The sequence below is a fragment of the Streptomyces sp. LUP47B genome, assembly GCF_001746295.1.
GTDB lineage: Bacteria > Actinomycetota > Actinomycetes > Streptomycetales > Streptomycetaceae > Streptomyces.
On sequence record NZ_MJAH01000036.1, the window covers coordinates 1 to 24,900 of the forward strand.

The 24,900-nt window shown below is 70.7% G+C and carries 17 protein-coding genes; 10 read left to right on the plus strand and 7 right to left on the minus strand.

The window, feature by feature from the left end; translation table 11 throughout:
- From BFN33_RS48285 to BFN33_RS48305, 5 genes are all read left to right on the plus strand, one after another.
- Nucleotides 1-1,148 (plus strand): FtsK/SpoIIIE domain-containing protein (locus BFN33_RS48285; protein ID WP_256123098.1); only part of this gene is annotated, 1,148 nt, incomplete at its 5' end.
- A gap of 188 nt (nt 1,149-1,336) precedes the next feature.
- Nucleotides 1,337-2,731: an ABC transporter substrate-binding protein gene (locus tag BFN33_RS48290; RefSeq protein ID WP_069766591.1), complete on the plus strand. Its 1,395-nt coding sequence runs from the start codon at nt 1,337-1,339 to the stop codon at nt 2,729-2,731.
- Nucleotides 2,732-2,735: 4 nt separating this feature from the next.
- Nucleotides 2,736-4,079, plus strand: coding sequence for a carbohydrate ABC transporter permease (locus BFN33_RS48295; protein ID WP_079141437.1), 1,344 nt, complete (start codon nt 2,736-2,738; stop codon nt 4,077-4,079).
- Nucleotides 4,076-4,984 carry a carbohydrate ABC transporter permease gene (locus tag BFN33_RS48300; RefSeq protein ID WP_069766592.1) on the plus strand — a complete coding sequence of 303 codons (909 nt, stop codon included), beginning with the start codon at nt 4,076-4,078 and terminating at the stop codon, nt 4,982-4,984. The genes BFN33_RS48295 and BFN33_RS48300 overlap by 4 nt, the downstream gene beginning before the upstream one ends.
- 141 nt (nt 4,985-5,125) lie before the next feature.
- Entirely contained in the window at nt 5,126-7,384 is a 2,259-nt protein-coding gene (locus tag BFN33_RS48305) for a bifunctional glycosyltransferase family 2 protein/CDP-glycerol:glycerophosphate glycerophosphotransferase (RefSeq protein WP_069766593.1), read from the plus strand.
- A gap of 189 nt (nt 7,385-7,573) precedes the next feature.
- On the opposite strand, the gene BFN33_RS48310 is transcribed toward BFN33_RS48305, so the two are convergent.
- The 3 genes from BFN33_RS48310 to BFN33_RS48320 form a co-directional block, all read right to left on the minus strand.
- Nucleotides 7,574-10,396, minus strand: a complete 2,823-nt coding sequence (locus BFN33_RS48310; RefSeq protein ID WP_256123099.1) for a PKD domain-containing protein — start codon at nt 10,394-10,396, stop codon at nt 7,574-7,576.
- Between the two features lie 288 nt (nt 10,397-10,684).
- A complete protein-coding gene (gene galE, locus BFN33_RS48315) occupies nt 10,685-11,665 on the minus strand; it encodes a UDP-glucose 4-epimerase GalE (RefSeq protein WP_069766594.1) in 981 nt (326 codons plus the stop codon).
- A gap of 133 nt (nt 11,666-11,798) precedes the next feature.
- Nucleotides 11,799-12,275, minus strand: coding sequence for a MarR family winged helix-turn-helix transcriptional regulator (locus tag BFN33_RS48320; protein WP_069766595.1), 477 nt, complete (start codon nt 12,273-12,275; stop codon nt 11,799-11,801).
- Nucleotides 12,276-12,400: 125 nt separating this feature from the next.
- Here BFN33_RS48320 and BFN33_RS48325 point away from each other — a divergent pair, with 125 nt between their 5' ends.
- A complete protein-coding gene (locus BFN33_RS48325) occupies nt 12,401-12,814 on the plus strand; it encodes an organic hydroperoxide resistance protein (protein WP_062050787.1) in 414 nt (137 codons plus the stop codon).
- A gap of 345 nt (nt 12,815-13,159) precedes the next feature.
- Nucleotides 13,160-14,092 carry an ADP-ribosylglycohydrolase family protein gene (locus BFN33_RS48330; protein ID WP_069766596.1) on the plus strand — a complete coding sequence of 311 codons (933 nt, stop codon included), beginning with the start codon at nt 13,160-13,162 and terminating at the stop codon, nt 14,090-14,092.
- Between the two features lie 191 nt (nt 14,093-14,283).
- On the opposite strand, the gene BFN33_RS48335 is transcribed toward BFN33_RS48330, so the two are convergent.
- Nucleotides 14,284-14,922 carry a TetR/AcrR family transcriptional regulator gene (locus BFN33_RS48335; RefSeq protein WP_176742663.1) on the minus strand — a complete coding sequence of 213 codons (639 nt, stop codon included), beginning with the start codon at nt 14,920-14,922 and terminating at the stop codon, nt 14,284-14,286.
- Nucleotides 14,923-15,202: 280 nt separating this feature from the next.
- Between BFN33_RS48335 and BFN33_RS48340 the strand changes: the two genes are divergently transcribed.
- Both BFN33_RS48340 and BFN33_RS48345 read left to right on the plus strand, forming a co-directional pair.
- Complete coding sequence (locus BFN33_RS48340) at nt 15,203-16,120, plus strand: ABC transporter permease (RefSeq protein WP_069766597.1); 918 nt, start codon at nt 15,203-15,205, stop codon at nt 16,118-16,120.
- Nucleotides 16,113-16,928 (plus strand): ABC transporter ATP-binding protein, encoded by an 816-nt coding sequence (locus BFN33_RS48345; RefSeq protein WP_069766598.1) that lies wholly within the window; start codon nt 16,113-16,115, stop codon nt 16,926-16,928. The genes BFN33_RS48340 and BFN33_RS48345 overlap by 8 nt, the downstream gene beginning before the upstream one ends.
- Before the next feature lie 91 nt (nt 16,929-17,019).
- Here the strand turns inward: BFN33_RS48345 and BFN33_RS48350 are convergent, their stop codons facing one another.
- The 3 genes from BFN33_RS48350 to BFN33_RS48360 all read right to left on the minus strand — a co-directional run bounded on the left by BFN33_RS48350 (nt 17,020) and on the right by BFN33_RS48360 (nt 23,740).
- Entirely contained in the window at nt 17,020-21,969 is a 4,950-nt protein-coding gene (locus BFN33_RS48350) for an NAD-glutamate dehydrogenase (protein ID WP_069766599.1), read from the minus strand.
- A gap of 501 nt (nt 21,970-22,470) precedes the next feature.
- On the minus strand, nt 22,471-23,136 hold the full coding sequence (locus tag BFN33_RS48355; RefSeq protein WP_069766600.1) for an HAD family hydrolase: 666 nt from the start codon (nt 23,134-23,136) through the stop codon (nt 22,471-22,473).
- A gap of 88 nt (nt 23,137-23,224) precedes the next feature.
- The gene (locus BFN33_RS48360; protein WP_069766601.1) at nt 23,225-23,740 is read right to left on the minus strand and encodes a hypothetical protein; all 516 of its coding nucleotides are present in this window, start codon (nt 23,738-23,740) and stop codon (nt 23,225-23,227) included.
- A 305-nt stretch (nt 23,741-24,045) separates the two neighbouring features.
- Between BFN33_RS48360 and BFN33_RS48365 the strand changes: the two genes are divergently transcribed.
- Entirely contained in the window at nt 24,046-24,819 is a 774-nt protein-coding gene (locus BFN33_RS48365) for an Rv3235 family protein (protein WP_069766602.1), read from the plus strand.
- The last annotated feature ends 81 nt before the right edge of the window (nt 24,820-24,900 follow it).

Below are 24,900 nucleotides of genomic sequence, written 5' to 3' on the forward strand. Positions count from 1 at the left end.
CCCCGCCGTCGCTGATGACGCGCTGGGCGGACGCGGCCGACGACCCGGAGTCGCTCGGCGGCCGGGCGTGGGCGGTGCTGGGGGCCGGACCGCGCGGCCCGGTCTGCGCCGACCTCGTGGCCGAGGGCCCGCACCTGCTGATCGAGGGGCCCGCGGGCAGCGGCCGTACGGAACTGCTGCGGGCGGTCGTCGCCTCGCTGGCCGCGGCCGAGCGCCCCGACCGTCTGAGCATCGTGCTGATGGACGGCCGGGACAGTGTGAGCTCCGGAGGCACCGCCTCCGGAGCAGGCGGTCACGGTGAGGGTCTGCGTGTGTGCACGGACGTGCCGCACGTGACCACCCACCTCACCGCCAACGACCCGGTCCGCATGCGGGAGTTCGCCCAGTCCCTGAGTGCCGAGCTGAAGCGGCGCGCGGAGCTGCTCGGCCGCTCCGACTTCGCGGAGTGGCACACCGGCCGGGAGCTGTCGGGCCGTATGGTCGCCCAGCGCACGGCAGCCGCGCGAGGCACGGCAAGCGGCACCGGTGGCGCGGTCACCTCCGGCGACACGGCCGCAGGTGACCTGGACTCGCCGCCCAGCTCCACGATCCGGCTGCGCCCGGCGGCGGCCCGCCGGCGGACCGACACGGCACCCCCGCTCCCCCGTCTGGTCGTGATCGTGGACGACTTGGACGCCCTGGTCTCCCCTCCCCTGGGCTCCCCCGGCCGGCCCGCCGCCGGCTCCGTCATACGCGCGCTGGAGGCGGTGTCCCGCGAGGGCGAGCGCCTGGGCGTCCACCTGGTGGCCGCGACCGGCCCGGGCGGCCGTACGGCGGAGTCCGAAGCGGCCCGCCGGGCCACCCTCCGCGTCACCCTGGACACCCCGGCCACCGGGCCGGACGAACCGGCTCCCGGCCGCGGCCTGCTGACCTGGTCCGACGGCCGTGTCACCACCTTCCAGGCCGGCCGGGTCACCGGCCGTATCCCCCGCACGGCCACCCTCCGCCCCACGGTCGTCCCCCTGGAGTGGGAACGCATGGGCGACCCTCCGGCCCGCCGACCGGTCCGGGAACTGGGCAACGGCCCGACGGATCTGGCCCTGCTGGCCAGTGCATTGGAACGGGCGGCGAGGGAAGTCGAAGCAGCAGAAGTCCCGTCGCTGCTCTAGACGTGAAGGGCTCCGGGGGCACCGCCCCCCGACGACGCCTGCCACAACGCACCGGCACTGGTCACGACGGCATCACGATCTTCCGGTTGACAGCGGACGCCCACTTGCCGACCTCGTTTCCCCGGCGTAGACCAGTTCGCACGGGACAGCCCTCGAACGTTCGACGAGGAACGAAGAACGGGGTCGTGATGCGTAGCACGAGCAGCACCAACCGGAAGCCCAGGCCGGCGAACAGGGCTTCCGCGAAAACGGCGGCCGCCGCCCTCGCGGCAGCCCTCGCCCTGTCGCTCACCGCATGCGGCGGAGACGACGACAAGAGCAGTGACTCGGGCCCGACAGGTGGCAAGGCGACAGGCACCAGCCTCACCCTGCCCAAGCTGGACGGCCAGAGCCTCCAGGTCGCCGCCGTCTGGAGCGGCGAGGAGCAGGCCAACTTCAAGAAGGTCCTCGCGGAGTTCGAGAAGCGCACCGGCGCGAAGGTGACCTTCGTGCCCGCCCAGGACCCGATCGTCAACTTCCTGGGTTCGAAGGTCGCGGGCGGCCAGCCGCCGGACATCGCGATGCTCCCGCAGCCGGGTGCCATCAAGCAGGCCGTGGACAAGAAGTGGGCCAAGCCCCTCGGCACCGAGGCCAAGGCCGAGCTCGCCAAGAACTACTCGCAGGGCTGGCAGGACATCGGCAAGATCGGCGGCACTCAGTACGGCGTCTACTACAAGGCCGCCAACAAGTCCCTGATCTGGTACAACGCCAAGGTCTTCGAGAACGCGGGCGCCACCGAGCCGAAGACCTGGGACGAACTGCTCACCACCGCCCAGACGGTCTACGACTCGGGTGTGACCCCGTTCTCCGTCGGCGGCGCCGAGGGCTGGACCCTGACGGACTGGTTCGAGAACATCTATCTCTCCCAGGCGGGCCCGGAGAAGTACGACCAGCTGGCCAAGCACGAGATCAAGTGGACGGACCCGTCCGTGAAGGACGCGCTGACCACGCTGGCCCAGGTGTGGGGCAAGAAGGACTATGTCGCGGGCGGCGCCAAGGGCGCGCTGCAGACGGACTTCCCCGCCTCGGTGACGCAGACCTTCACCGGCGGCGACCAGCCCAAGGCGGCGATGGTCTACGAGGGCGACTTCGCGCAGGTCAACATCCAGACGGCCAAGGCGAAGGTCGGCACGGACGCGAAGGTGTTCCCGTTCCCGAAGGTCGGCGACACCGCCCCCGTGGTCTCCGGCGGCGACGCGGCCGTGATCCTGAAGGACTCCAAGGCGGCGCAGGCGCTGGCGACCTTCCTGGCCTCGCCCGACGCGGCGACCATCCAGGCCAAGCTGGGCGGCTATCTCTCGCCGAACAAGAGCGTGGACATCTCGGTGTATCCGAACCCGGTGCAGCAGAAGATCGCCAAGGCTCTGATCGACTCCGGTGACGACTTCCGCTTCGACATGTCCGACCAGGCACCGCAGGCCTTCGGCGGCACACCCGGCAAGGGCGAGTGGAAGGCGCTCCAGGACTTCCTGACGAACCCGAAGAACATCGCGGGCACGCAGGCCAAGCTGGAGGCCGACGCGGCGGCCGCGTACGGGAACTGACGCGATGACGTCGGCCACCGAGGCAGGGGTCCCACCGGCCCCTGCCTCCCCCAAGTCGCGCAAGAGCGTGACCGGCACGCGAAGGACCGTGGCAGCGCTGTTCCTGCTGCCCGCTCTCGTGCTGCTGGGCGCGCTCGTGGTCTACCCGATCGGGTACTCGCTCGTCCGCAGCTTCTACAACCAGTCCGGTGACGGTTTCGCCGGAATCGACAACTACAAGGCGCTGTTCACCGACGACGGCATCCGTACGGCCCTGAAGAACAACATCATCTGGGTGGTGTTCGCGCCGACGATCAGCACCGCGCTCGGTCTGGTCTTCGCGGTGCTGACCGAACGGGTGCGCTGGGGAACGGCGTTCAAGCTGGTCGTCTTCATGCCGATGGCGATCTCGATGCTGGCGGCGGGCATCATCTTCCGGCTCGTCTACGACCAGGACCCGGACAAGGGATTCGCGAACGCGGTGTGGGTGGGCGTGCACGACACGTTCAGTCAGTCCTCGGCGTTCCCGAAGGCGCACCCGGGCCGTGAGTCGCCGCTGGTGGCTCAGGGCGGCGGGTTCATCACCAAGACACCGGTCCACACCGGCGGCACCGTCACCCTGCCCCTGGTGGGCGTCGCCCCGGACCAGATGCCCGGCGACGCGAAGAAGGCCGTGGCTCCGCAGGCGGACCCGGGCCGGATCACCGGCACGACCTGGCAGGACTTCACCCGCGGCAAGGGCGTCGGCAAGCTCGGCGGGGTCGACCCGACCGAACTCGGCTACCCCGGCATGAAGATCGAGGCGGTCAAGGACGGCAAGGTCGTCGAGACGGCCAAGGCCGGGGACGACGGAACGTTCTCCTTCTCGGAGAAGGCCGACGGGGCCCAACTGCGGCTTCCGGCAAGCAACTTCAAGGAGGCCTACAACGGGATCGACTGGCTCGGCCCGTCGCTGGTGACACCGGCGATCATCGGGTCGTACATCTGGATGTGGGCCGGTTTCGCGATGGTGCTGATCGCGGCCGGGCTCGCGGGTATCCCCCGCGAACTCCTGGAGGCGGCCCGGGTCGACGGCGCGAGCGAGTGGCAGGTCTTCCGCAGGGTCACGGTCCCCCTGCTGGCGCCCGTTCTCGCGGTCGTCACCGTGACCCTGATGATCAACGTGCTGAAGATCTTCGACCTGGTCTTCATCATCCCTCCGGGCTCCTCGCAGGACGACGCGAACGTCCTCGCCCTTGAGCTGTACCGCAAGGGTTTCGCCGAGGACCAGCCCGGCATCGCGAGCGCCATCTCGGTGTTCCTGCTGCTGCTGGTGATCCCGGTGATGTGGTTCAACATTCGTCGGCTCAGGCGGGAGGTACGGCGATGACCACTCAGGCCGAAAGGCTTCCCGAGACGGCAGCGGCCGACGGGGTGCAGGCGAAGCAGTCGCTCGGCTCACGGCTCGTCGAACGCGTCAGCGGCGGCCTGATCAGCGTCGTCCTCATCCTCGTCGGCCTGTTCTGGCTGGTGCCGACGGTCGGGCTGCTGATCTCCTCGCTGCGCGCCCCGCAGGACCTTGCCGCGACCGGCTGGTGGAAGGTCTTCACCGAGCCGTCCCAGCTGACCTTGGACAGTTACGACAAGCTGCTCCACAACAGCGACATCACCGGCTCCATCGTCAACACCGTGCTGATCACGGTCCCGGCGACGGTCCTGGTGATCGTCATCGGCGCGCTCGCGGGTTACGCGTTCGCGTGGATGGAGTTCCCGGGCCGCGACTGGTGGTTCATGGGCGTGGTCGGCCTGTTGGTGGTGCCGGTGCAGGTGGCGCTGATCCCGATCGCCGAACTCTTCGGCAAACTGGGCCTGTTCGGCAACATCTTCGGGGTGATCCTCTTCCATACGGGCTTCGGTCTGCCCTTCGCGGTGTTCCTGCTGCGGAACTTCTTCGCGGAGATCCCCCGCGAACTCCTGGAGGCGGCAAGGCTCGACGGCGCGGGTGAACTGCGCCTGTTCGCCAGGGTGGTGCTGCCGCTCGGCGCGCCCGCGATCGCGAGCCTGGGCATCTTCCAGTTCCTGTGGGTGTGGAACGACATGCTGATCGCCCTGGTGTTCACGGACGCCGACAGCCAGCCGATCACGGTCGCCCTGCAGACCCAGATGCGCGCCTTCGCCGACAACGTCGACGTCCTGGCACCGGGCGCGTTCATCTCCATGGTGATTCCGCTGCTCGTGTTCTTCGCGTTCCAGCGGCAGTTCGTGTCCGGCGTGATGGCGGGCGCGGTCAAGTAGCCCGTCAGACAGCCGACTTGGAGGGGCGGACCGATACCGGTCCGCCCCTTCGCGTTCGCCCGAATGCCGTACACGCCGTAACCAAGCTCCCCTATGGGGCGTTCCCGGGCAGGACTCCCGCGCCGACCCCATGGAGGTGCCGTGCCCAGGTTCAGTGTCATCGTCCCCGCGTACAAGGTTCAGGCGTACCTGTCCGCATGCCTGGAATCGGTGCTGTCACAGTCGTACGAGGATCTGGAACTGATCGCGGTCGACGACCGCTCGCCGGACGCGTGCGGAGAGATCGCCGACGAGTTCGCGGCCCGCGATCCACGTGTCCGGGCGGTTCACCTGGCGCGGAACACGGGGCTCGGTCCCGCCCGCAACGCGGGGATCTCGCAGGCCACGGGCGACTACCTCGTCTTCCTGGACGGCGACGACACCCTCACCCCGCACGCGCTGCGGGCGATCGCCGACCGGCTGAAGGAGACCGGCGAACCGGACGTCCTGCTCTACGACCACGCGCTTGTCCCTTGGTCCGGCGAGACCGTCCGCAACGCCCCCACGGGACAGCTCACCGAGCAGGGCCCGGCCCCCTTCCTCCTGGAGGACCGCCCGGGGCTGCTGCGGGCACCGACGGCGGCCTGGAACATGGCGTACTGCAGGGAGTTCATCGAAAGCGGGGGCTTCGCCTTCCCGCCCGGTCACCACGCGGACACGCCCTGGACCTACCGGGTCCTGATGACCGGGGAGTCGATCGCCACCCTGGACCGGGCCTGCGTCCACCACCGGCAGCGCCGACGGAGCCGGGCCCTCGGCACGGCCGGCCACTTCGACGTCTTCGACCAGTACGACAGGGTCTTCGCCCACGTCGACTCGCGCCCCGAACTCGCGCGGTGGCGGCCGCTGTTGTTCCGCCGCATGGTGGACGACCTCTGGGCGGTGTTCGCGGAGCGGGACCGTCTCCCGCGCGGCAGCCGCGCCGAGTTCCTGCGGCAGGCCCGCGACCACTACCGCGCCCACCGCACCCCGGGCCACCCCGTCCCGGTGCGCTCCTGGCCGCGCCACAAGGTGATCCACCTGGGCCTGTACCGCACTTATCGGGTCGTGGAGCCGGCCCGGCGACTCAGGCAGCGGGCCACCGGGCCGGTCGTCCGCCTCGCCAAGGCCCTGCACGCGGCGGCCCTGCGGCTCCACTACCGCGTCCAACTGCGCCTGCCGCTGCGCGAGGACCGGGCCGTCTTCGCCGCGTACGGGGGTCGCGGCCACGGCTGCAACCCGGGCGCACTGGAGGAGGCGTTCCGCACCTTCGCCCCACACATCCGCACCGCGTGGATCGCCGACCCCGAGCACCATCACACGATCCCGACCGCGACCCTCAGGCTGCGCCCCGGCACCGCCGCCTACTGGACGGCGCTCGCCCGCTCCAAGTACCTGGTGAACAACACCGACTTCGACCGCCGCCCGGTCAAGCGCCCCGGCCAGGTATTCGTCCAGACCCAACACGGCACGCCGTTCAAGCACATGGGCCTCGACCTCCAGGAACGCCCGGCGGCGGCAGGGGACTTGGACTTCGACGAGATGCTCAGCGGCGTCGACCAGTGGGACCACCTCCTGTCCCCCAACCGCCACACCACCCTGACCTGGGAACGCGTCTACCCCGGCGGCTACACCATGCTTCCCTACGGCTATCCCCGCAACGACGTCTTCCAGTGGGCGACTTCGGAGGACGTACGGCGGCTGCGCGAGTCCCTCGGCGTTCCCGAGGGGTCGGTCGCGATCCTGTACGCGCCGACCCACCGCGACTACCGCCGCACCCAGCGCGCCACCCTCGACCTGGACCGCCTCCTGCGCCGCCTTGGCCCCCGCTTCGTCGTGCTGGCCCGAGCCCACCACCGCCACGGCGGCCCGCTTTTCTCCCCCGCGACCGGCCGGGTCATCGACGTCAGCGACCACCCGAGCGTCGAGTCCCTGTGTCTGGCCTCGGACGCCCTGGTCACCGACTACTCGTCCCTGATGTTCGACTACGCCAACCTGGACCGCCCGATCGTGATCCACGCCGACGACCAAGAGGCGTACGAGGCGGCCCGCGGCACCTACTTCGACCTGCGGTCCTTCGCGCCGGGCGCGGTCGCGCACAGCGAGGACGAACTGACCGACATCTTCGCCACCGGCCACTGGCGCGGCTCCCGCTCCACCCAGCTGCGCTCGGCGTTCCGGGAGCGCTTCTGCCCCTACGACGACGGCCGCGCCGCCGAGCGGGTCGTACGCCATGTCGTCCTGGGCGAGACCGAGTTGCCCCCGGTGATCCCGCTCGCGGAGCGCCACCCGGTGCCGTCGGCCGCGGCGGCGCTCGACCGCCTCCCGCTGGCCACCGTGCACCGCTCCGCGATGGACACGCCCGTCACCGAGTCCCACTAGAAGGGGTCCCCATGTCATCCGGCCCGTCCCACCCCACCCCGACCCGTCCGTCCACCTGGCGCCCGGTGGGACGCCCGGGGCGCCGGCTCCGCTGCTGCGAGGCGGCGTCCGGCACCCGCTTCTGAGCGTCGGCTCCTGGGCTGTGTCGTCCATGGCCTGTTGCGGGCTCCGCCCGCGCGGGTTGCGGCATCACTGGGCCACGTAGGCGCCGTACTGGTCGGCGAGGACGTTCACGGCCGCCGAGCCGCCGTTGTAGATGTCGACGTACCCGTCCGAGCCGACCGGGGGCATGATCTCGTTCGGTGTCGTCCGCCCGGTGCCGTAGTCCAGGCTCGCCGTACCCGGCCGGGTGGTTCCGTCGGCCCAGGCGGTCAGGTAGCCGCCGGTGGCGGGGCTGACGGCGGTCAGCACCAGGTCGGCGGCGGTGGTGCCGGACGACGGGATGCCGTGGACGCCGCTGAACCTGAGCTTCAGCGTCTGGTGCGCCCCTAGCTTGGCGATGCGGCCCCCGGTGCCGGTGCCGTTCCGGGTGTCGAGGATCCGGGTGGGCGTGGACGGCAGGTAGAGCGAACCGGTGCCGGTCGTGTCGGCGTAGCCGAAGACGTCGGTGACCAGCTGCACGGAGCCGCTGCTGCTGTTGTGCAGCACGACCTTGCCGTCGGCGAGTGGCACGACGGTCAGGTTCGACACCGTCTGGCTCTTGGTCCAGTACGACGTGGTGACGGCCGAGTCCGCGATGCCGTGCGAGGTGACGGTGAGCGACCCGGAAGCCTGGGCGCTCGTCGTCTGGACGTCGAGGACGACGGCCGCCGCGTCCGCCGGGACGCCGTGGGTCCCGGCGACACTGACGGTGATCGACTTTCCGGCCGCCACCGGGCCGGTGACGCCGCCCGTGCCGTTCCGTGTGTCGAGCACGCGGACGGGGGTGACGGGCGCGTAGGAGTGCCCGTGCTGGGCGTGACTGAAGATCCCGGCGGTGACGACCTTCACGCTGACGGAGGCCGCGCTGCCGTTGTAGAGGAACACGTCCCCGGCGGGGCCCGTCCTGACCGTCATGCCGTTCTCGGTGGTCTGGTGCGCGGCGAAGTTCAGAGCTGAGACGGACGGCCGTGCCGTGCCGTCCGGATAGAGGGTCAGATAGCCGCCCGCGGTGCCGCCGGTGACCGTGACCCTCAGGGCTACCGCGTCGACGCCGTTCGAATCGGTGTGCAGGGTGCTGCTGGTGAGGTCGAGGAGGCCGTGTGCCTTGACGGTGCCCTGGTAGTCGTACTCCGGCGGCGTCAGCGGCGTGTAGGAGTCGGCCGGCCGGAAGGTGGCGGTGGCGGTGGCGGTGCGCCCGAAGATGTCGGTCTGCGTCAGCGTCAGCGGGTAGCTGCGGAACGGCTCGTCGTAGTCATGCCCCGTGGCTCCCGCGGTGACCGGCACGCTGCTGGACGAGCCGTCGCCCCAGGAGATCGTGCGCGAGGCGAGCTCCCAGTTGTCCGAGTGGTCGAGCGTGAGGAAGGCGGTTCCCGCGTCGACGGTGCCCTGGGCGATGTCCGGGCTCACGGCCAATGACGTGGCCGGGGGCGTTGCCGTACCGACGGTGACCTTCGTCGTCCGGGTCGCGGTGGACCCGTTGGCGTCGGTGACGGTGACCTTCTCGGCATGGACGCCGGGGGCGGTGTAGGTGTGCGTGACGGTCCCCGAGGCGTCCGTGACGGCTGGGCTGCCGTCGCCGAAGTCCACCGAGTACGTCAGCGGCAGACCCCAGGAGCCGGCGCCGCGCGGCGTCACCGACACGCTGAGCGGGCCGATACCGCTGGACGGCGTGGCGCCGCCGGCCACGGAGAGCGTGTCCTGCCGCTCGAAGGCCCCGCGGTCGTACGTCGTGCGGGCGCCGGTGCCGGTGTCCGCTGCGAGGGGGTCGTCGACCCGGGGTGCGCCGTTCACGTCGGTGGCCGGTTCGCCCGGCGCATCGGCGTCGGCCGAGTCGATCACCGGGGAGTTCTCGTCCGTGGCGTCCGGGTATGCGTAGCCGACGTCGTCGAGGTCGTGGGCGCCCTGGCCGGTGGCCGCCGTGAAGGCGGCGACCGTGGTGTAGCCGGTGCCGCCCCAGGAGTACTCGGTCCGGCCGTTGTGGGGCGCGAAGGCGTTGTAGTCGGCGGTCACGGAGGCCGCCGAGTCGGCGGCGACGGAGAACGCGGGGGCCGTCGGGGCGAGACAGACGGTGCCGTGCCCGGTGCCCGTGAAGACGTTGTTCTCCACCGTCGCGGAGGAGCCGCCGTCGAGGGTGAGGGCCGGCCCGCATGCGTCGTCGAGGGTGTTGCCCGTCAGATCGGCGGTGGTGCCGCTGGCCGCGATCTCGGCGTACCTGCTGCCTTCGAGCTCGTTGGTCGTCACGGTGACGTCGTGCGCGCCGGACGCGACCTGGACGGCGTTCCCGTGGCTGTCGTAGATCCGGCTGCGGGAGACGGTGACGTCCGACGAGGCGCCGTCGACGGAGACCCCGTCGGTGGCCGCGGTCGCGTCCTCGGGGCCCTGCTGGGCGATGTACAGGCCGTCGAGCACCACGTCCTGCGCGCCCTTGACGTCGACGGCGTCGGTCGTGGTGTGGTCCAGCAGGAGGTAGGAGACGTGGACATCGTGCGCGCCCGACAGAGTGATCGTTCCGCCCAGGAGCGGCGGCGTGATCTCGGCGGTCGGGATGCCGAAGGGGTTGGAGGTGACGCCCTGGAAGGTGATCGGCGCGGAGGGAGTACCGGACCGGGTGATGGTCACCTTCCCGCCGTAGCGCGGGGGGCCGACGATGTCGACCGTCTGGCCCGGCACCACCACGTCGGCGGCGGCCTGCACCGAGCAGAAGGGCACGTCCTGCGTGCCCGGGCCCGTGTCGCTGCACCAGTCGACGCCCCGCACGTACAACGTCCCGGGCTGCCCGGTGTCCGCCGCAGCGGCCGGCGCCCCGGCCGGAGCGCTCACGACGACCAGCGTGCTCGCGGCCAGGGCGACGAAGCGTGACGAGCCCACCATTCCCCCAACAGATCGGATGTCCTGGCGCGCAGTCTGGCACCGGCACCACAAAGAGGGGGTCTTGCGTTGCCCTTGATCCTCTATCCGCTTGAACGTGTTTCGGTCAGGCCGCCCCTGGCACGAAATGCCGACCATCAGCTGCCCGGCCGCCGCATCCACACCGGACGACGGCTGGCTTGATGCCCTGCGGCAACTACGGCTCCGGCCTGGCCCACTGGCTGTTCGTCAGATCACGACACCCCACAAGACCTGATCACCCACGACCAAGATCCATTTTCGCGACGGGCCCTAGCCCCGGGCCGCCTCCGGATGCAGCCGTACCCATCCCTCCCAGGCCGACGTGATCATGTCCTGGACGTCGTGTTTGGCCTTCCAGCCGAGTTCTGTGGCCGCCAGGTCGGCCGACGCGACGACTCGGGCGGGGTCTCCGGGGCGGCGGGGAGTGACCGTCGGGGGGCGGTCGTAGCCGGTGAGGGCGTTGATGTGGTCGATCATCTCGCGGACGGAGACACCCTCGCCGCGGCCGATGTTGACGGTGAGGGCGCGGCCGGGCGAGGACTGCAGGGCGCGGGCGGCGGCCACGTGGGCCTCGGCCAGGTCGGAGACGTGGATGTAGTCGCGGACGCACGTGCCGTCGGGGGTGTCGTAGTCGTCGCCGAAGATGCGCGGGGCCGCGTTGGCCGTGAGCTTCTCGAACACCATCGGGACGATGTTGAAGACGCCCGTGTCGGCCAGCTCGGGGCTCGCCGCTCCCGCCACGTTGAAGTAGCGCAGGCAGGCCGTGGAGAGGCCGGTCGCGCGGCCCGTCGCGCGGACCAGCCACTCACCGGCCAGCTTGGTCTCGCCGTACGGGGACATCGGCGCGCACGGGGTCTCCTCCGTCACCAACGGGACGTCCGGCATGCCGTACACCGCCGCGGAGGACGAGAAGACGAAGGAGGGGACCCCGGCCGCCGTCACCGCCTCCAGGAGGACGCGCAGGCCCTCGACGTTCTCCCGGTAGTAGTGCAGCGGCAGATCCACCGACTCGCCGACCTGCTTCTTCGCGGCGAGGTGGACCACGCCGGTGACCTCGTGGTCCGCCAGGGTGTGCGCGACCCGCTCGGCGTCCAGCGTGGAACCCACCACCAGCGGCACGTCGGCCGGCACGCGCGCGGCGATGCCGGTGGACAGGTCGTCGTACACGACCGCCTGCTCGCCCGCCTCGGTCATCGCCCTCACGACGTGCGCCCCGATGTAGCCGGCGCCGCCGGTGATCAGCCAGGTCATGTACGGCCGTCCCCTCTTCGGTTGACCCGTTTCCGCGTATCAGTCAACCAGGCGGGCGAGGCCGACAGGTGGCGCTGTGGTGACCGCGAGTGAATGCCGGGACACGCGGTGCCGGAACCGATCTCGGCAAGTGTCAGACCTCTTCGGAAAGTTCGGCGTGCACCGCCGCGTCCAGGGACGAGGTGAGCTGGTCCAGGCGCGCCCGCAGGTCGCGGATCTCGTCCATGTCGAAGCTGGTCGCCGAGGCGATCCGGCGCGGCACCTGCACCGCGCGCTCGCGCAGGGCGACGCCCTGCTCGGTGAGCCGCACGTCCACCGAGCGCTCGTCACGGGCACTGCGCTCGCGCCGGACCAGGCCGGCCGTCTCCAGGCGCTTGAGGAGCGGGGACAGGGTGCCCGAGTCGAGCCGCAGGTGCTCGCCGAGCTTCTTGACGGGCAGGTCGCCGTGCTCCCACAGCACCAGCATCACCAGGTACTGCGGGTAGGTGATCCCCAGATCCTTGAGGATCACGCGGTAGACGCTGCCGAAGGCGCGTGAGGCCGCGTTCAGGGAGAAGCAGATCTGCTGGTCGAGGCGGAGCCAGTCGGTGGCGGTCGGTGGCGTGGTCATGTGCCCAGGATAGCTCTTGCGGGCCATTTAGTTGTACACAACTGAATTGTGTGCTCTACTTGTGATCGTGAGGCGGCGCGGAAAAGCCGCCTCACCGACGAGAACTTCGAGAGGGATGGTCTTTCATGGACGCGCTCTACACCGCTGTCGCCACCGCCACCCACGGCCGCGACGGCCGGGCCTACACGAACGACGGCAAGATCGACGTCGCGCTGGCCCCGCCGGTGGAGCTGGGCGGCAACGGACAGGGCACCAACCCGGAGCAGCTGTTCGCCGCCGGTTACGCCGCCTGTTTCGGCAGCGCCCTCGGTGTCGTCGGCCGTCAGGCCAAGGTGGACGTCAGCGACGCCGCAGTCACCGCCGAGGTCGGCATAGGCAAGCAGGGCGAGGGCTTCGGCCTCAAGGTCGCCCTCCGTGTCGAGCTGCCCGACTCCGTGGACGCGGAGACCGGCCGCAAGCTCGTCGAGCAGGCCCACCAGGTCTGCCCCTACTCCAACGCCACCCGCGGCAACATCGAGGTCGACCTCGTCATCGAGTAGATCCGCGGACCCGACCTCCCGGGACGGCGGTACCGACCACGGCGGCCGGCCGTCGCACGGGGGGGCGGACGAGGGCTTGCCCGCGCGGAGGGTCGGCGCCTCGGTCGGGCCCGCGCGGAGGAGCGTTCCGGGTCGAGGGCGGCCCGCGCGGAGGAGCGTTCCCAGCCGGGGCAACCCGCGCGGGAGGCCGTAACCGCTCGGGGCTAACCTGCGCGGATGGTCGGCGGCTTGGTCCGGCCCGCGCGGAGGAGCGTTCCAGGTCAGGGGCGATCCGCACGGAGGGGCGTTCCCAGCCGGGAGCGACCCGCGCGGGAGGCCGTAACCGCTCGGGGCTAACCTGCGCGGATGGTCGTTCGCGCAGAGCGCGCCCTGGGCGCTGTCATCGGTTCCGCCGTGGGAGACGCGCTGGGCGCACCCTTCGAGTTCGGGCCCGAGGGCGCCTTCTCGGACCGCTTTCCGGAGCCGGGGCACGGCAGCGAGATGGGCGGAGGCGGCGGCTGGGACCCGGGCGAGGCGACCGACGACACACAGATGGCGGTGCTGGTCGCCGAGTCCCTGCTGGAGTGCGGCGGGCTCGAACTCCCCGACATCTTCCGGCGGTTCCAGCGGTGGGCGGCAGCGGAGCCGAAGGACATCGGCCTCCAGACCGAGGCCGTGCTGAGCAGCGGCGACCCTTGGGACACCGCCGCCGCACTCCACTTCCAGGTGAACCAGCGAGCCGCTGGGAACGGAGCGCTGATGCGCGCGGCCCCCTCCGCCGTGCACTTCGCTCCTCAGGGCCGCGAAGCCACCATGGACGCCGCCCGCCGGCTCGCCGCCCTCACGCACGGCGACCGGGCGGCCTGGGAGGGCACGGCCGTCTTCCACGAGCTGATCCGGGTGGCCCTCGCCGGCGACGACCCGCTGGACGCCCTGGAGGCCACCCTCGATGCGGTCCACCCGGAGCACCGCCCGCGCTACGCCACCGTCCTGGCCACCGATTGGCACCCCGACCAGGCCACGGAGTTCAACGGCGCCGTATGGCCCTGCCTGGGCTCCGCGGTCTGGGCCCTGCGCACGACGACCTCATACGAGACGGCCGTACGCGCCGCGATCGACCTGGGCGGCGACACGGACACGGTGGCAGCGGTGACAGGTGGCCTGGCCGGAACGGTGTACGGCCTCGCGGCCGTCCCGGAACGCTGGACAGCACCCCTGCACGTACCACTGCCGGGCTTCGCCAACCGGGTCCTGAGGACGTCCGACTTGGCGAACCTCACCCATCGCCTCACCGGCTGACAGAAGCGTCGGAGGAGCGACGGGGCCGGTCCGATACGCGGCCCCGTGCAGGCGGCCGCGCGGTGAGCGGGTCGGGCGGTAGGGCGTTCGGGCGGCACGGCGTTCGGGCGGCGGCCGGATCCTGGGGTTCGCCCCGGAACTCCTCGCCGTGCACACGGCGCAATACACCCGCCACAGTGGCTGAGGCCGGCTCAGAGCGCCTTCAGCGCCTCCGTCGTCGCCCGCGCCAGTGCCGCGAGATATCCCTTCGGCAGCTTCGGGCTGCGGATCACCACGGAGCGCCAGTACAGGGGGCCGGAGATCAGGTCCAGGGCCAGCTCGTCGTTGAAGCCCGTGCGGAGCTCCCCGCGCTGTTCCGCCGCCGTGATGATCTTGCTGGCGACGCCCTCCTGGCCCTTCTGCAACGCGTTCTGCAGGGCCTCGGCGATCTCCGGGTTGCGGGCCGCCTCGGCCTGCAGGTCCGGGATGACCTGCGAGGCCACCGGGTGGCGCAGCGCCCGGGACGTCACCTCGTACAGCATCCGCAGGTCGTCCTCCAGCGAGCCCGTGTCCGGCACCGGCAGGCCCATCACCGCGATCTCCGAGACGACGTCGAGGACCAGGTGCAGCTTGGAACGCCAGCGGCGGTAGACCGCGGTCTTGCCGACGCCCGCGCGGCGCGCGATGCCCTCGATCGACATCCGTGCGTAGCCGGCGGCCGCGAGCTCCTCGAAGACGGCCGCCCGGATGGCTTCCGTCACATCCTCACGGAGTACGGCGGCTCCTGCCGGGGCACGGCGGCGCGGACGGGTCGGCGGCGCGTCGGCGTTGGTCGTCATGCGGACCAGCATAGGGCGTAGCGACGAAACGGTCCCGTCCCGACGCGCGTCGGCGCGACGAGACAGGTGCGTCCCGACGTGGCGCGTTACGACGATACGGTTACGTTCCATCGTCATCCGTCACGACGAAACGGTTGCGTTCCGACGCTCACTCGTCCTACGCTCACGTTGCGACGATACGGTCCCGTCCCGACGTAAGAGAACGTGAAGAGTCACGTAAGGAAACATCGGGTGACGGCCACGTCGACCGCACGCGCACCACCCCCACACCCCCCGAGCGAAAGCAGCGGATGTGAGCCAGGTCCTCGACACACCGCCCCCGACAGCGCCCCCGGCCGACGACGACCTCGCGGCCCTGGCCGCCCGGCACGGCCTCGCGGTCAGCGGCGCCCGTCCCTCGCTGACGGAGTACGTCCGCCAGTTGTGGGCTCGGCGCCACTTCATCACCGCGTTCTCGACCGCCAAGCTCACCGCGCAGTACAGCCAGGCGAAGCTGGGCCAGGTCTGGCAGGTCATGACCCCGCTGCTGAACGCGGCGGTGTACTACTTCATCTTCGGCGTGCTGCTGGGCACCAAGAGGAACGTGCCGGACTACGTGCCGTTCCTGGTCACGGGCGTGTTCATCTGGACGTTCACGCAGAGCTCGATCATGGCGGGCACCCGCGCGATCTCCGGCAACCTGGGCCTCGTGCGCGCCCTGCACTTCCCGCGGGCCGCGCTGCCGATCTCGTTCGCCCTCCAGCAGCTCCAGCAGCTGCTCTTCTCGATGGCCGCCCTGGTCGTCATCCTGCTCTGCTTCGGGGTGCCGATCGCCGCGTCCTGGCTGCTGGCGATCCCTGCGCTGGTCCTGCAGTCCACGTTCAACGCGGGCGTCTCGATGATCATGGCGCGGATGGGCGCCAAGACGCCGGACATCGCGCAGCTGATGCCGTTCGTGCTGCGCACCTGGATGTACGTCTCCGGCGTGATGTGGAGCATCGACAAGCTGGCCAAGGGGCACCACGACTGGCCGTCCTGGGTGGTCCCCGTCCTCCAGGCCAACCCGGCCGCCGTCTACATCGACCTGATGCGCTACTCCCTGATCGACAGCTTCCACGCGAGCCAGCTGCCGCACCACGTGTGGGCGCTCGCGGTGGGCTGGGCGCTGGTCGCCGGCGTCGGCGGCTTCATCTACTTCTGGAAGGCTGAGGAGACGTACGGCCGTGGCTGACATCGAGAACGACAAGATCCCCACCGTCGTCGTCGACGGTGTGGACATCGTCTACCGCGTCAACGGCACCGGCGCGGGCAGGGGCTCCGCCACCGCCGCCCTCAACCGCATGATGCGCCGGGGGCAGACCGAGAAGGCTGCGGGCGTACGCAAGGTGCACGCCGTCAAGAACGTGTCGTTCGTCGCCTACAAGGGCGAGGCGGTCGGACTGATCGGCACCAACGGCTCCGGCAAGTCGACCCTGCTCAAGGCGGTCGCGGGTCTGCTCCCGGTGGAGAACGGCCGTATCTACACCGACGGCCAGCCCTCCCTCCTCGGTGTCAACGCGGCCCTGATGAACGACCTCACCGGCGAGCGCAACGTCCACCTCGGCGGGCTCGCGATGGGCATGTCCCGCGAGCAGGTCAGGGACCGCTACCAGGAGATCGTCGACTTCTCGGGGATCAACGAGAAGGGCGACTTCATCACCCTGCCGATGCGCACCTACTCCTCCGGCATGGCGGCCCGCCTGCGCTTCTCCATCGCCGCCGCCAAGGACCATGACGTCCTGCTCATCGACGAGGCCCTCGCCACCGGCGACCGCTCCTTCCAGAAGCGCTCCGAGGCCCGCATCCGCGAGCTTCGCCAGACCGCGGGCACGGTGTTCCTGGTCAGCCACAGCAACAAGTCGATCCGCGACACCTGCGACCGGGTGCTCTGGCTGGAGCGCGGCGAGCTGCGCATGGACGGCCCGACCGACGAGGTCCTGGCGGCTTACGAGGACTTCACGGGTGGCCCGGACAAGGCGAAGACGAAGGTCGCGGCCTGACCCACGGCCGCTCCACGACGACGAGGGCGCCCGGGACTTCACGGTCCCGGGCGCCCTCGTCGTCGTATCACTTATGAATGCTGCCGCTCACTTATGAATGCTGCCGCAGCAGCGTCCGCATGGTGCGCATCGCCACCGACAGGTTGGCCAGGTCGAACGCGTCCGAGCCCTGGATCTCGTCCAGGGTGGTGCGCGCCCGGCTCAGGATCGGGGCGTTCTTCTCCTCCCAGGCCTTGAAGCGCTGCTCGGGGGTCGAGGTGCCGTTGCCGACGGCCAGGACGTCCGCGGTGAGCGCCGAGTGGGCCGCGTAGAGGTCCTCGCGGATGGAGGCGCGGGCCATGGACTGCCAGCGGTCGGCGCGGGGCAGCTCGATGATGCGGTCCATGAGCTGGGTGATGTGGAGGCGGTCGGCGAGGTCGTAGTACACCTCGGCGACGTCCATCGGGTCGCGGCCCATGCGGTCGGCCACCGAGACGATGTCCAGCGTCGGGAAGGCGGAGGAGAACCCGGCCACGCGCGTGGCGAGTTCGTCCGGGACCCCGGCGCCGCTCAGCTCGTCGTAGATCTTCTGGTACCACTCCAGGTCGGCGCCCCGCAGCAGCTTCGGCAGCTGCGACCACACCTGTTCTACGCGGTCGCCGAAGAACTCGACGGTCTCGGCGAGCTGGAGCGGCTGCGGCCGGTTGTTGAGCAGCCAGCGCGTGCCGCGCTCGACCAGCCGGCGCGAGTGCAGGCGGATCCGGGTCAGTACGGCGGCCTCGACCTGGTTGTCGAGGGACTCGACCCCGTCCCACACCACGCCGGAGCGGAAGATGGCGCGGGCCACGGTCTGCGCCCGGACGATCTCCTCGAGCGATGCGCCGGTCTCCTCGCGCAGACGGTGCAGATAGGTCGTACCACCGGTGTTGACCGTGTCGTTGACCAGGACGGTCGTGGTGATCTCGCGGTGCAGCGGGTGGTTGTCGATCTGCTCGGGGAACTTCTCGCGCAGCGCGGCCGGGAAGTACGTGTGCAGCAGGCCGTGCAGATAGGGGTCGTCCGGGAGCGAGGTGTGCAGCAGCTCCTCGGCGACCGTGATCTTCGTGTACGCCAGCAGGACGGCCGTCTCCGGGCTGGTCAGGCCCTGTGCGGCGCCGAGGCGTTCGCGGATCTGGCGGTCGGTGGGCAGGAACTCCAGGGCCCGGTCGAGGTGGCCCTCGCGCACCAGGTGGCGCATGAAGCGCTGCTGGGCGTGGAGCATGTCCTTGGACTGGGCGAGCGCGTTGGCAATGGCGGTGTTCTGCGCGTAGTTGTTGCGCAGGACCAGGCGGCCGACCTCGTCGGTCATCTCGGCGAGCAGCTTGTTGCGCTGCTTGACCGTCATGTCGCCCTCGGTGACCAGGCCGTTGAGCAGGATCTTGATGTTCACCTCGTGGTCGGAGGTGTCCACACCGGCGCTGTTGTCGATGGCGTCGGTGTTGATCTTCCCGCCGTGCAGCGCGAACTCGATCCGGCCGAGCTGGGTCAGGCCCAGGTTGCCGCCCTCGCCGACGACCCGCACGCGCAGGTCGGCGCCGTCGACGCGGATCGGGTCGTTGGCCTTGTCGCCTACGTCCGCGTGGGTCTCGGTGGAGGCCTTCACATAGGTGCCGATGCCGCCGTTCCACAGCAGGTCCACCGGCGCCTTGAGGATCGCCTTCATCAGGTCGGCCGGGGTCATCTTGGCGACCTTGTCCTCGATACCGAGGGCCTCGCGGATGTGGGCGTTGACCGGAATGGACTTGGCGGTGCGGGGGAAGACGCCGCCGCCCGCGGAGATCAGCTCGGTGTTGTAGTCGGCCCAGCTGGAGCGCGGGAGTTCGAAGACGCGGCGGCGCTCGGCGTAGGAGGTGGCCGGGTCGGGCTTCGGGTCGATGAAGATGTGCCGGTGGTCGAAGGCGGCGACCAGGCGGATGTGCTCGGAGAGCAGCATGCCGTTGCCGAACACGTCACCGGACATGTCGCCGATACCGACGACGGTGAAGTCCTCGGACTGGGTGTCGAGGTCCAGTTCGCGGAAGTGCCGCTTGACGGACTCCCAGGCACCGCGGGCGGTGATGCCCATGCCCTTGTGGTCGTAGCCGGCCGAGCCGCCGGAGGCGAAGGCGTCGCCGAGCCAGAAGTTGTACGACTCCGCGACCCCGTTGGCGATGTCGGAGAACGTCGCCGTGCCCTTGTCGGCCGCTACCACTAGGTAGGTGTCGTCCTCGTCGTGCCGCACGACGTCGGCAGGTGGCACGACTTCGCCGGCCACCATGTTGTCGGTGATGTCGAGCAGGGCCGAGATGAACATCTTGTAGCTGGCGATGCCCTCGGCCAGCCACGCGTCACGGTCGACGGCCGGGTCGGGCAGCTGCTTGGCGACGAAGCCGCCCTTGGCGCCGACCGGCACGATGACGGTGTTCTTCACCATCTGTGCCTTGACCAGGCCGAGGATCTCGGTGCGGAAGTCCTCACGCCGGTCGGACCAGCGCAGACCGCCGCGCGCGACCTTGCCGAAGCGCAGGTGCACGCCTTCGACGCGCGGCGAGTACACCCAGATCTCGAACGCCGGGCGCGGGGCCGGGAGATCGGGCATGGCCTGCGGGTCGAACTTCATGGAGACGTAGTCGTGCGGCTTGCCGCCCGCGGCCTCCTGGAAGAAGTTGGTGCGCAGGGTCGCCTTGATGACGGTCAGGAAGGAGCGGAGAATCCTGTCCTCGTCCAGCGAGGCCACCTGGTCGAGGGCCGCGTCGAGCTCCTCCAGGAGGGCGTCCACGAGTTCGTGCCCGGCGCGCTGGCGGTCCGGCGACATCCGCGCCTCGAACAGGGAGACGAGCAGCCGGGTGGTGTGAACGTTGTTGCGGAGGGTGTCCTCCATGTAGTCCTGGCTGAACGTCGAGCCCGCCTGGCGCAGGTACTTGGCGTACGCCCGCAGCACCATCGCCTGGCGCCAGCCCAGGCCGGCGCTCAGCACCAGGGCGTTGAAGCCGTCGTTCTCCGCCTTGCCGGTCCAGGTGGCGGCGAAGGCGTCCTGGAAGCGCTCGCGGCCGTCGTCACCGAGGTAGTCGCCGCCGCCGTTCTGCGACTTGGGCATGCGCAGGCCGAAGTCGTAGATCCAGGCGATACTGCGGTCCGAGCAGCGCAGTTCGTAGGGCCGCTCGTCCGTCACCTCGACGCCGAGCCGGCTGAGGACCGGCAGCACGGCGGACAGGGAGATGGCGTCGCCCTTGCGGTAGATCTTGAAGCGGCGCTCCTCGGGGGCGGCGCCCACGGGCTCGTAGAGGCTGAGCGCGAAGTCGTTCTCCTCGCCGAGCCGTTCGAGTTGGACGAGGTCGGCGACCGCGGAGCGGGGGGTGTGGTCGGCCTTGTAGCCCTCGGGGAAGGCGGTGCCGTAGCGGCGCGACAGCTCGGCGGCGCGCTCCTCGCCGAGCTCGGCGTTGAGCGCCTCGGTCCAGCCGTCGGCCCAGGAGCGGGCGGCCTCGACCAGGCGAGCCTCGATGCGCTCCTTGTCGCTGTCGCTGAGCTGCTGCAGCTCGGTGCCCTGCGGAACACGGACCACGAAGTGCAACCGGGAGAGGATCGACTCGGTGTTCCAGGCGGTGAAGTCGACGCTGATGCCGCCGAGTTCCTCCTTCAGGAGGTCAATGATCCTGAGGCGGACGCCGGTGGTGTAGCGGTCGCGGGGCAGGTAGACGAGGGCCGAGTAGTAGCGGCCGTACTCGTCCTGGCGCAGGTAGAGGCGCAGCCGCCGCCGCTCCTGGAGGTACAGGACGGAGGTGGCGATGGACTCCAGCTCGTCGGCCGGGGTCTGGAAGAGCTCGTCGCGCGGGTAGGTCTCCAGGATCTGGAGCAGGTCGCGGCCGTCGTGGCTGTTGGGCGAGAAACCGGCCCTTTCGAGCACCTCGTCCACCTTGCGCCGAATGACCGGAACCCGGCGCACCGATTCGGTGTAGGCGGCGGAGGAGAACAGTCCGAGGAAACGCCGCTCGCCGACGACATTGCCGTCCGCGTCGAACTTCTTGACGCCGATGTAGTCGAGATACGACGGCCTGTGCACCGTCGCCCGGCTGTTGGCCTTGGTCAGCACGAGCAGCTTGTGCTCGCGGGCCTTCGCGCGGGCGTCGGCGGGCAGCCGCTCGAAGGACGGGCTGACCGGGTGACCCTCCTCGCCGGCGTGGTGCGGGTCGGAGCGCAGGATGCCGAGGCCGGTGCCGGGGACCGCCGCGAGGGAGTCGTCCGGCCTGAGCTGGTACTCCCGGTAGCCGAGGAAGGTGAAGTGGTTGGCGGCCAGCCAGCGCAGCAGCTCGCGGGCCTCGTCGATCTCCATGTCGCGCAGATCGGTGGCGACGGGCTCGGCGGGCAGTTCGTCGGCCATGCGCAGGGCCGCGTCCCGCATCTTCTCCCAGTCCTCGACGGCCTCCCGGACGTCGGACAGGACGCGCAGCAGGTCGGCGGTGATCTGCTTCAGGTCGCCGCGGTCGGTCTCGCGGTCGATCTCGACGTGGATCCAGGACTCGGTGTGCGCATCGTGCGGCAGATCGCCGACGGGCGGGACCGTGAGGACCTCGATCAGCTTGCCGGTGACGTCACGGCGGACGACGACCTGGGGGTGGATGACGACATGGATGCCGCGCCCCTGCCGGGTCAGCTCATTGGTGACGGAGTCGACGAGGAAGGGCATGTCGTCGGTGACCACCTCGACGACCGTGTGGGTGCACGTCCATCCGTTCTCCTCCACCGTGGGCGTGTGCACCCGCACGTTGGCCGTGCCCTGCGGGCGCGTTTCGCCCAGCCGGAAGTGGGAGAGAGCGGCGCCGTAGATGTCGACCGGGTCGCGGCCGGTGAGGTCTTCCGGGGCCGTGTGCAGGTAGTAACGCTGGAGGAACGCGAGGACGGTCTCGCTGTCCGGGGTGTCCGGGGTGCGGGGGGTGTCGTCGTCCGTCGTCCCAGTCGGTAGGTGCCCCCCGGCCGGGCTGTTCTCAGCTACCCGTGCGGCCCTCTCGAGCAGCTCGGCCTTGGCTTCGTCCAGCTTGGTCTGCATTGTCCTCTGACTCCTGTCGCGCGCCGTTGCGTGACGTAGAAGGAAGTACGGTCTCTTCCCCTGCGGCTCGACGCCACGGCCCCGGGGTCTCCGGTCTGCTCCGACGCTATGCCGCAAGGTGAGATGAGCGGGGGTATATCAGCCATTCTCGACACGCCCGCCAGGTGTGACGCTGCTCTCTGCCGCGCCGGTGACGAGGGTGTACTCGGCGTCATGAGGGCCCCTACGGCCCCGTCCCGCCCGCGAGGACCAGCGGCCGCCGCCCGGCCACGGAGGGTTTCCGTGCACACCGGGCGCAGGGCGGGGGCCACAGCGCCCCCGCGAACTATCGCGCTGATCACGCCACAAGGCTATCGCTCCCTACAGGGGGGCCGTCATGAGCCGTATGTGTACAAAACCGGGGGTGGAACTTTGACACTCTGCACAGTGCCCACGGCGAACGCGCCGTTGGCCGACGGGGCACCCGCATGCCGCCGTGGTCGCGCAACCGACAGGAACCGGTCACGCCGCTATTCGCTCGGCCTCCGCGACCGCCTCCGCCAGGGTGTCCACCACTGGTACGCCCGCCACCTCGAGACTGGCCCGACTGTGCGACCCCCCGGTGTAGAGCACGGCTCGAGCCCCCACCCGCATCGCCGCCACCGCGTCGTCCGCGGCGTCCCCGATCACCACGGTCCGAGCCGCCTCGACCCCCACCAGTGCGGTGAGATGCCGCTCCATGTGCTCCGCCTTGCTCCCCCCGGACGGCCCGGTCCGCCCGTCCACCCGCAGGAAGTGCGCCTCGATCCCGAATCCGCGCACCAGCGGCAGCAGCTCGTCGTGCCCGTACATGCTGAGGATCGACTGGCTGTGCCCGGCCGACCGCCATCCCGCGAGCAACTCCACCGCCCCGTCGGTGAGCCCGCACCCGACCCGATGCTCGGTGTAGTAACGATGGAAGGTCTCGTCCATGACCTCCCACTCGGCGTCGGTGGGCAGCCGGCCGAGCAGCCGCTCGTAGAACTTCGGCACCGGCACGCAGTACAGCGCCCGGTACTGCTCCATCGTGATCGGCGCGAGCCCCAGCTCGCCGAACGCCGCGTTCGTCGCCCCGATGATCGCGTCGTTGTCGTGGAACAGCGTGCCGTTCCAGTCCCAGACGATGTGCGCCCCTGTCAGCTTCCCCATGCCAAAAACGTACCCGCCCCCACTGACAATCAAGAGACCAGCAGGTCAAAGAGGGTGAAGCAGCGACCCGGCAGGGCCGATCACAGGCTCAGCCGCCCAGCCCCACCAGGTTCGGGATCTCCTGCGTCGCGTACCACAGCAGCTCGTGGTCCTCGGCCCCGTCCACGACGAACTGCGCGTCGTCGTCCCCGGCGTCGGCCGCCTCCAGCGCGTTCACGGCGGCGGTGACGTCCGCTTCCGCGTCGTCCGAGTCGACGTGCACCGCGGCCGCCTTGGCCAGCCTCACCGTCCCGGCCACCCGCACCTCACCGAGCGCCGAGGGATCCAGCGCCCGGTCGGGGTCGGCGACCGCCGCCCCGTCGGCCACGTCGACGGCCACCACGACCCGGCGCCGCGCGGCCCCGTCGTCCGCCGCGAGCAGCCGCAACGAGGCCAGCGCGGCCCGGTTCAGCGCCGCGTACTCCAGCTCCTCGATGTCGTCGGAGAGGTACCACTCGCGCAGGGCGGGCGTGACGGCGTAGGCGAGGAGCGGTCCGGCCCCCAGCTCACCCGTCTTGTACGCCTCGGCGAGACCGGAGAGGGTCAGGGGGACGTAGACGCGCATGGCTGGCCGCTTTCGTGGTCGGAGAACGTGATCGGAAGGGCTCCGCGAAGGCCTTCAGGATACGTGCGGGCGTCCCCTTTCGAGTCCCTGCCCACACCTCGGCGGGCGTCCACCCCGGGCCCGGAATTCACCCGCCCCGCCCCCGGGGTCACGGGGTTCCACCCTCTCCGACCACCCTGATAGGTGAACATTCCGGCCGCCCGACGCGGCCCGTCGCTTGCTTGCCGCCGCGGTCCACGGCCCCGTACAAGATCCTCAACGAAGTTACCGCCCGGTACTTTCCGGGCTCGCAGAACGGGGATCCCATGAACAAGGTCATGACCAGGGCTCAGCACCACCCCGGCACCCGCCCGCCGGCTCGCCGCGACTCCCGCCGACCGGGCGGCACGCCACCCCGCACTCCCGGCGGCAGCGCGCCGCGCACGGCCCCGGGCGACGGCCGCCCACCGGGCTCCCCCGGCGGCGGCCCCCGCGCTCGCACCCGTCCCACGGACACCCGCCCGCAGAGCACCCCGGGTCCGAACGACAGGACCACCGGAGCTTCGAGGCGCAGCACCACGGCAGGTCCCGGGACGCCCGGCACCACCACCGACACGAACACCACGGCCGGCTCCACGTCCACCACCCGCGTCGCAGCAGCACCCGCCGACGGACGCGCCGCAGCCCCCGACGCCGCCGCCCAGCCCCGTCGCGCCCCCGTAGTCCCGTCCCAGACCCCTCGCCGCCCCCTGGTCCCCCAGCCCCGCCCCACCGACCTCTTCGCCGATCTCCTCCTCGCCGTCCTGAGCGGTCAGCGCCCGGTCCACTCGATGCTCCGGCACACCGCGGGCCGGGCCTACGACGAACTGGCCTGGCTCGCCGAACGCGGTCCCCTGCGCACCCGCGGCACCCGTCCCGTCGTCCGGGACATCGGCTACTACGTCCCCCGACCGGGCGCCGTGGAGGCCTTCGCCCGTATCGGTGCCGGCGACCAGCTGCGCGCCATGGCCTTCCGCCTGGAACAGGGCCAGGACCTCCGCTGGCGCTGCACGGCGGTCGAGCTGGGCGGCTCCCGGGCTCCCCGTCCGGACGACGACTGACAGGCCCGCAGAAGCCCGCTGGTCCGTCACACGCCGAAGGGCCGGCCACCCGAGGTGACCGGCCCTTCCTACGCCACGGCG

Excerpts from the sequence above, each read along its gene's own strand:
- BFN33_RS48290 (WP_069766591.1), top strand. The coding sequence starts at position 1,337 with ATGCGTAGCACGAGCAGCACCAACCGGAAGCCCAGGCCGGCGAACAGG.
- BFN33_RS48295 (WP_079141437.1), top strand. The coding sequence starts at position 2,736 with ATGACGTCGGCCACCGAGGCAGGGGTCCCACCGGCCCCTGCCTCCCCC.
- BFN33_RS48300 (WP_069766592.1), top strand. The coding sequence starts at position 4,076 with ATGACCACTCAGGCCGAAAGGCTTCCCGAGACGGCAGCGGCCGACGGG.
- BFN33_RS48310 (WP_256123099.1), bottom strand. The coding sequence starts at position 10,396 with ATGGTGGGCTCGTCACGCTTCGTCGCCCTGGCCGCGAGCACGCTGGTC.
- galE (WP_069766594.1), bottom strand. The coding sequence starts at position 11,665 with ATGACCTGGCTGATCACCGGCGGCGCCGGCTACATCGGGGCGCACGTC.
- BFN33_RS48320 (WP_069766595.1), bottom strand. The coding sequence starts at position 12,275 with ATGACCACGCCACCGACCGCCACCGACTGGCTCCGCCTCGACCAGCAG.
- BFN33_RS48325 (WP_062050787.1), top strand. The coding sequence starts at position 12,401 with ATGGACGCGCTCTACACCGCTGTCGCCACCGCCACCCACGGCCGCGAC.
- BFN33_RS48330 (WP_069766596.1), top strand. The coding sequence starts at position 13,160 with ATGGTCGTTCGCGCAGAGCGCGCCCTGGGCGCTGTCATCGGTTCCGCC.
- BFN33_RS48335 (WP_176742663.1), bottom strand. The coding sequence starts at position 14,922 with ATGCTGGTCCGCATGACGACCAACGCCGACGCGCCGCCGACCCGTCCG.
- BFN33_RS48350 (WP_069766599.1), bottom strand. The coding sequence starts at position 21,969 with ATGCAGACCAAGCTGGACGAAGCCAAGGCCGAGCTGCTCGAGAGGGCC.
- BFN33_RS48355 (WP_069766600.1), bottom strand. The coding sequence starts at position 23,136 with ATGGGGAAGCTGACAGGGGCGCACATCGTCTGGGACTGGAACGGCACG.
- BFN33_RS48360 (WP_069766601.1), bottom strand. The coding sequence starts at position 23,740 with ATGCGCGTCTACGTCCCCCTGACCCTCTCCGGTCTCGCCGAGGCGTAC.
- BFN33_RS48365 (WP_069766602.1), top strand. The coding sequence starts at position 24,046 with ATGAACAAGGTCATGACCAGGGCTCAGCACCACCCCGGCACCCGCCCG.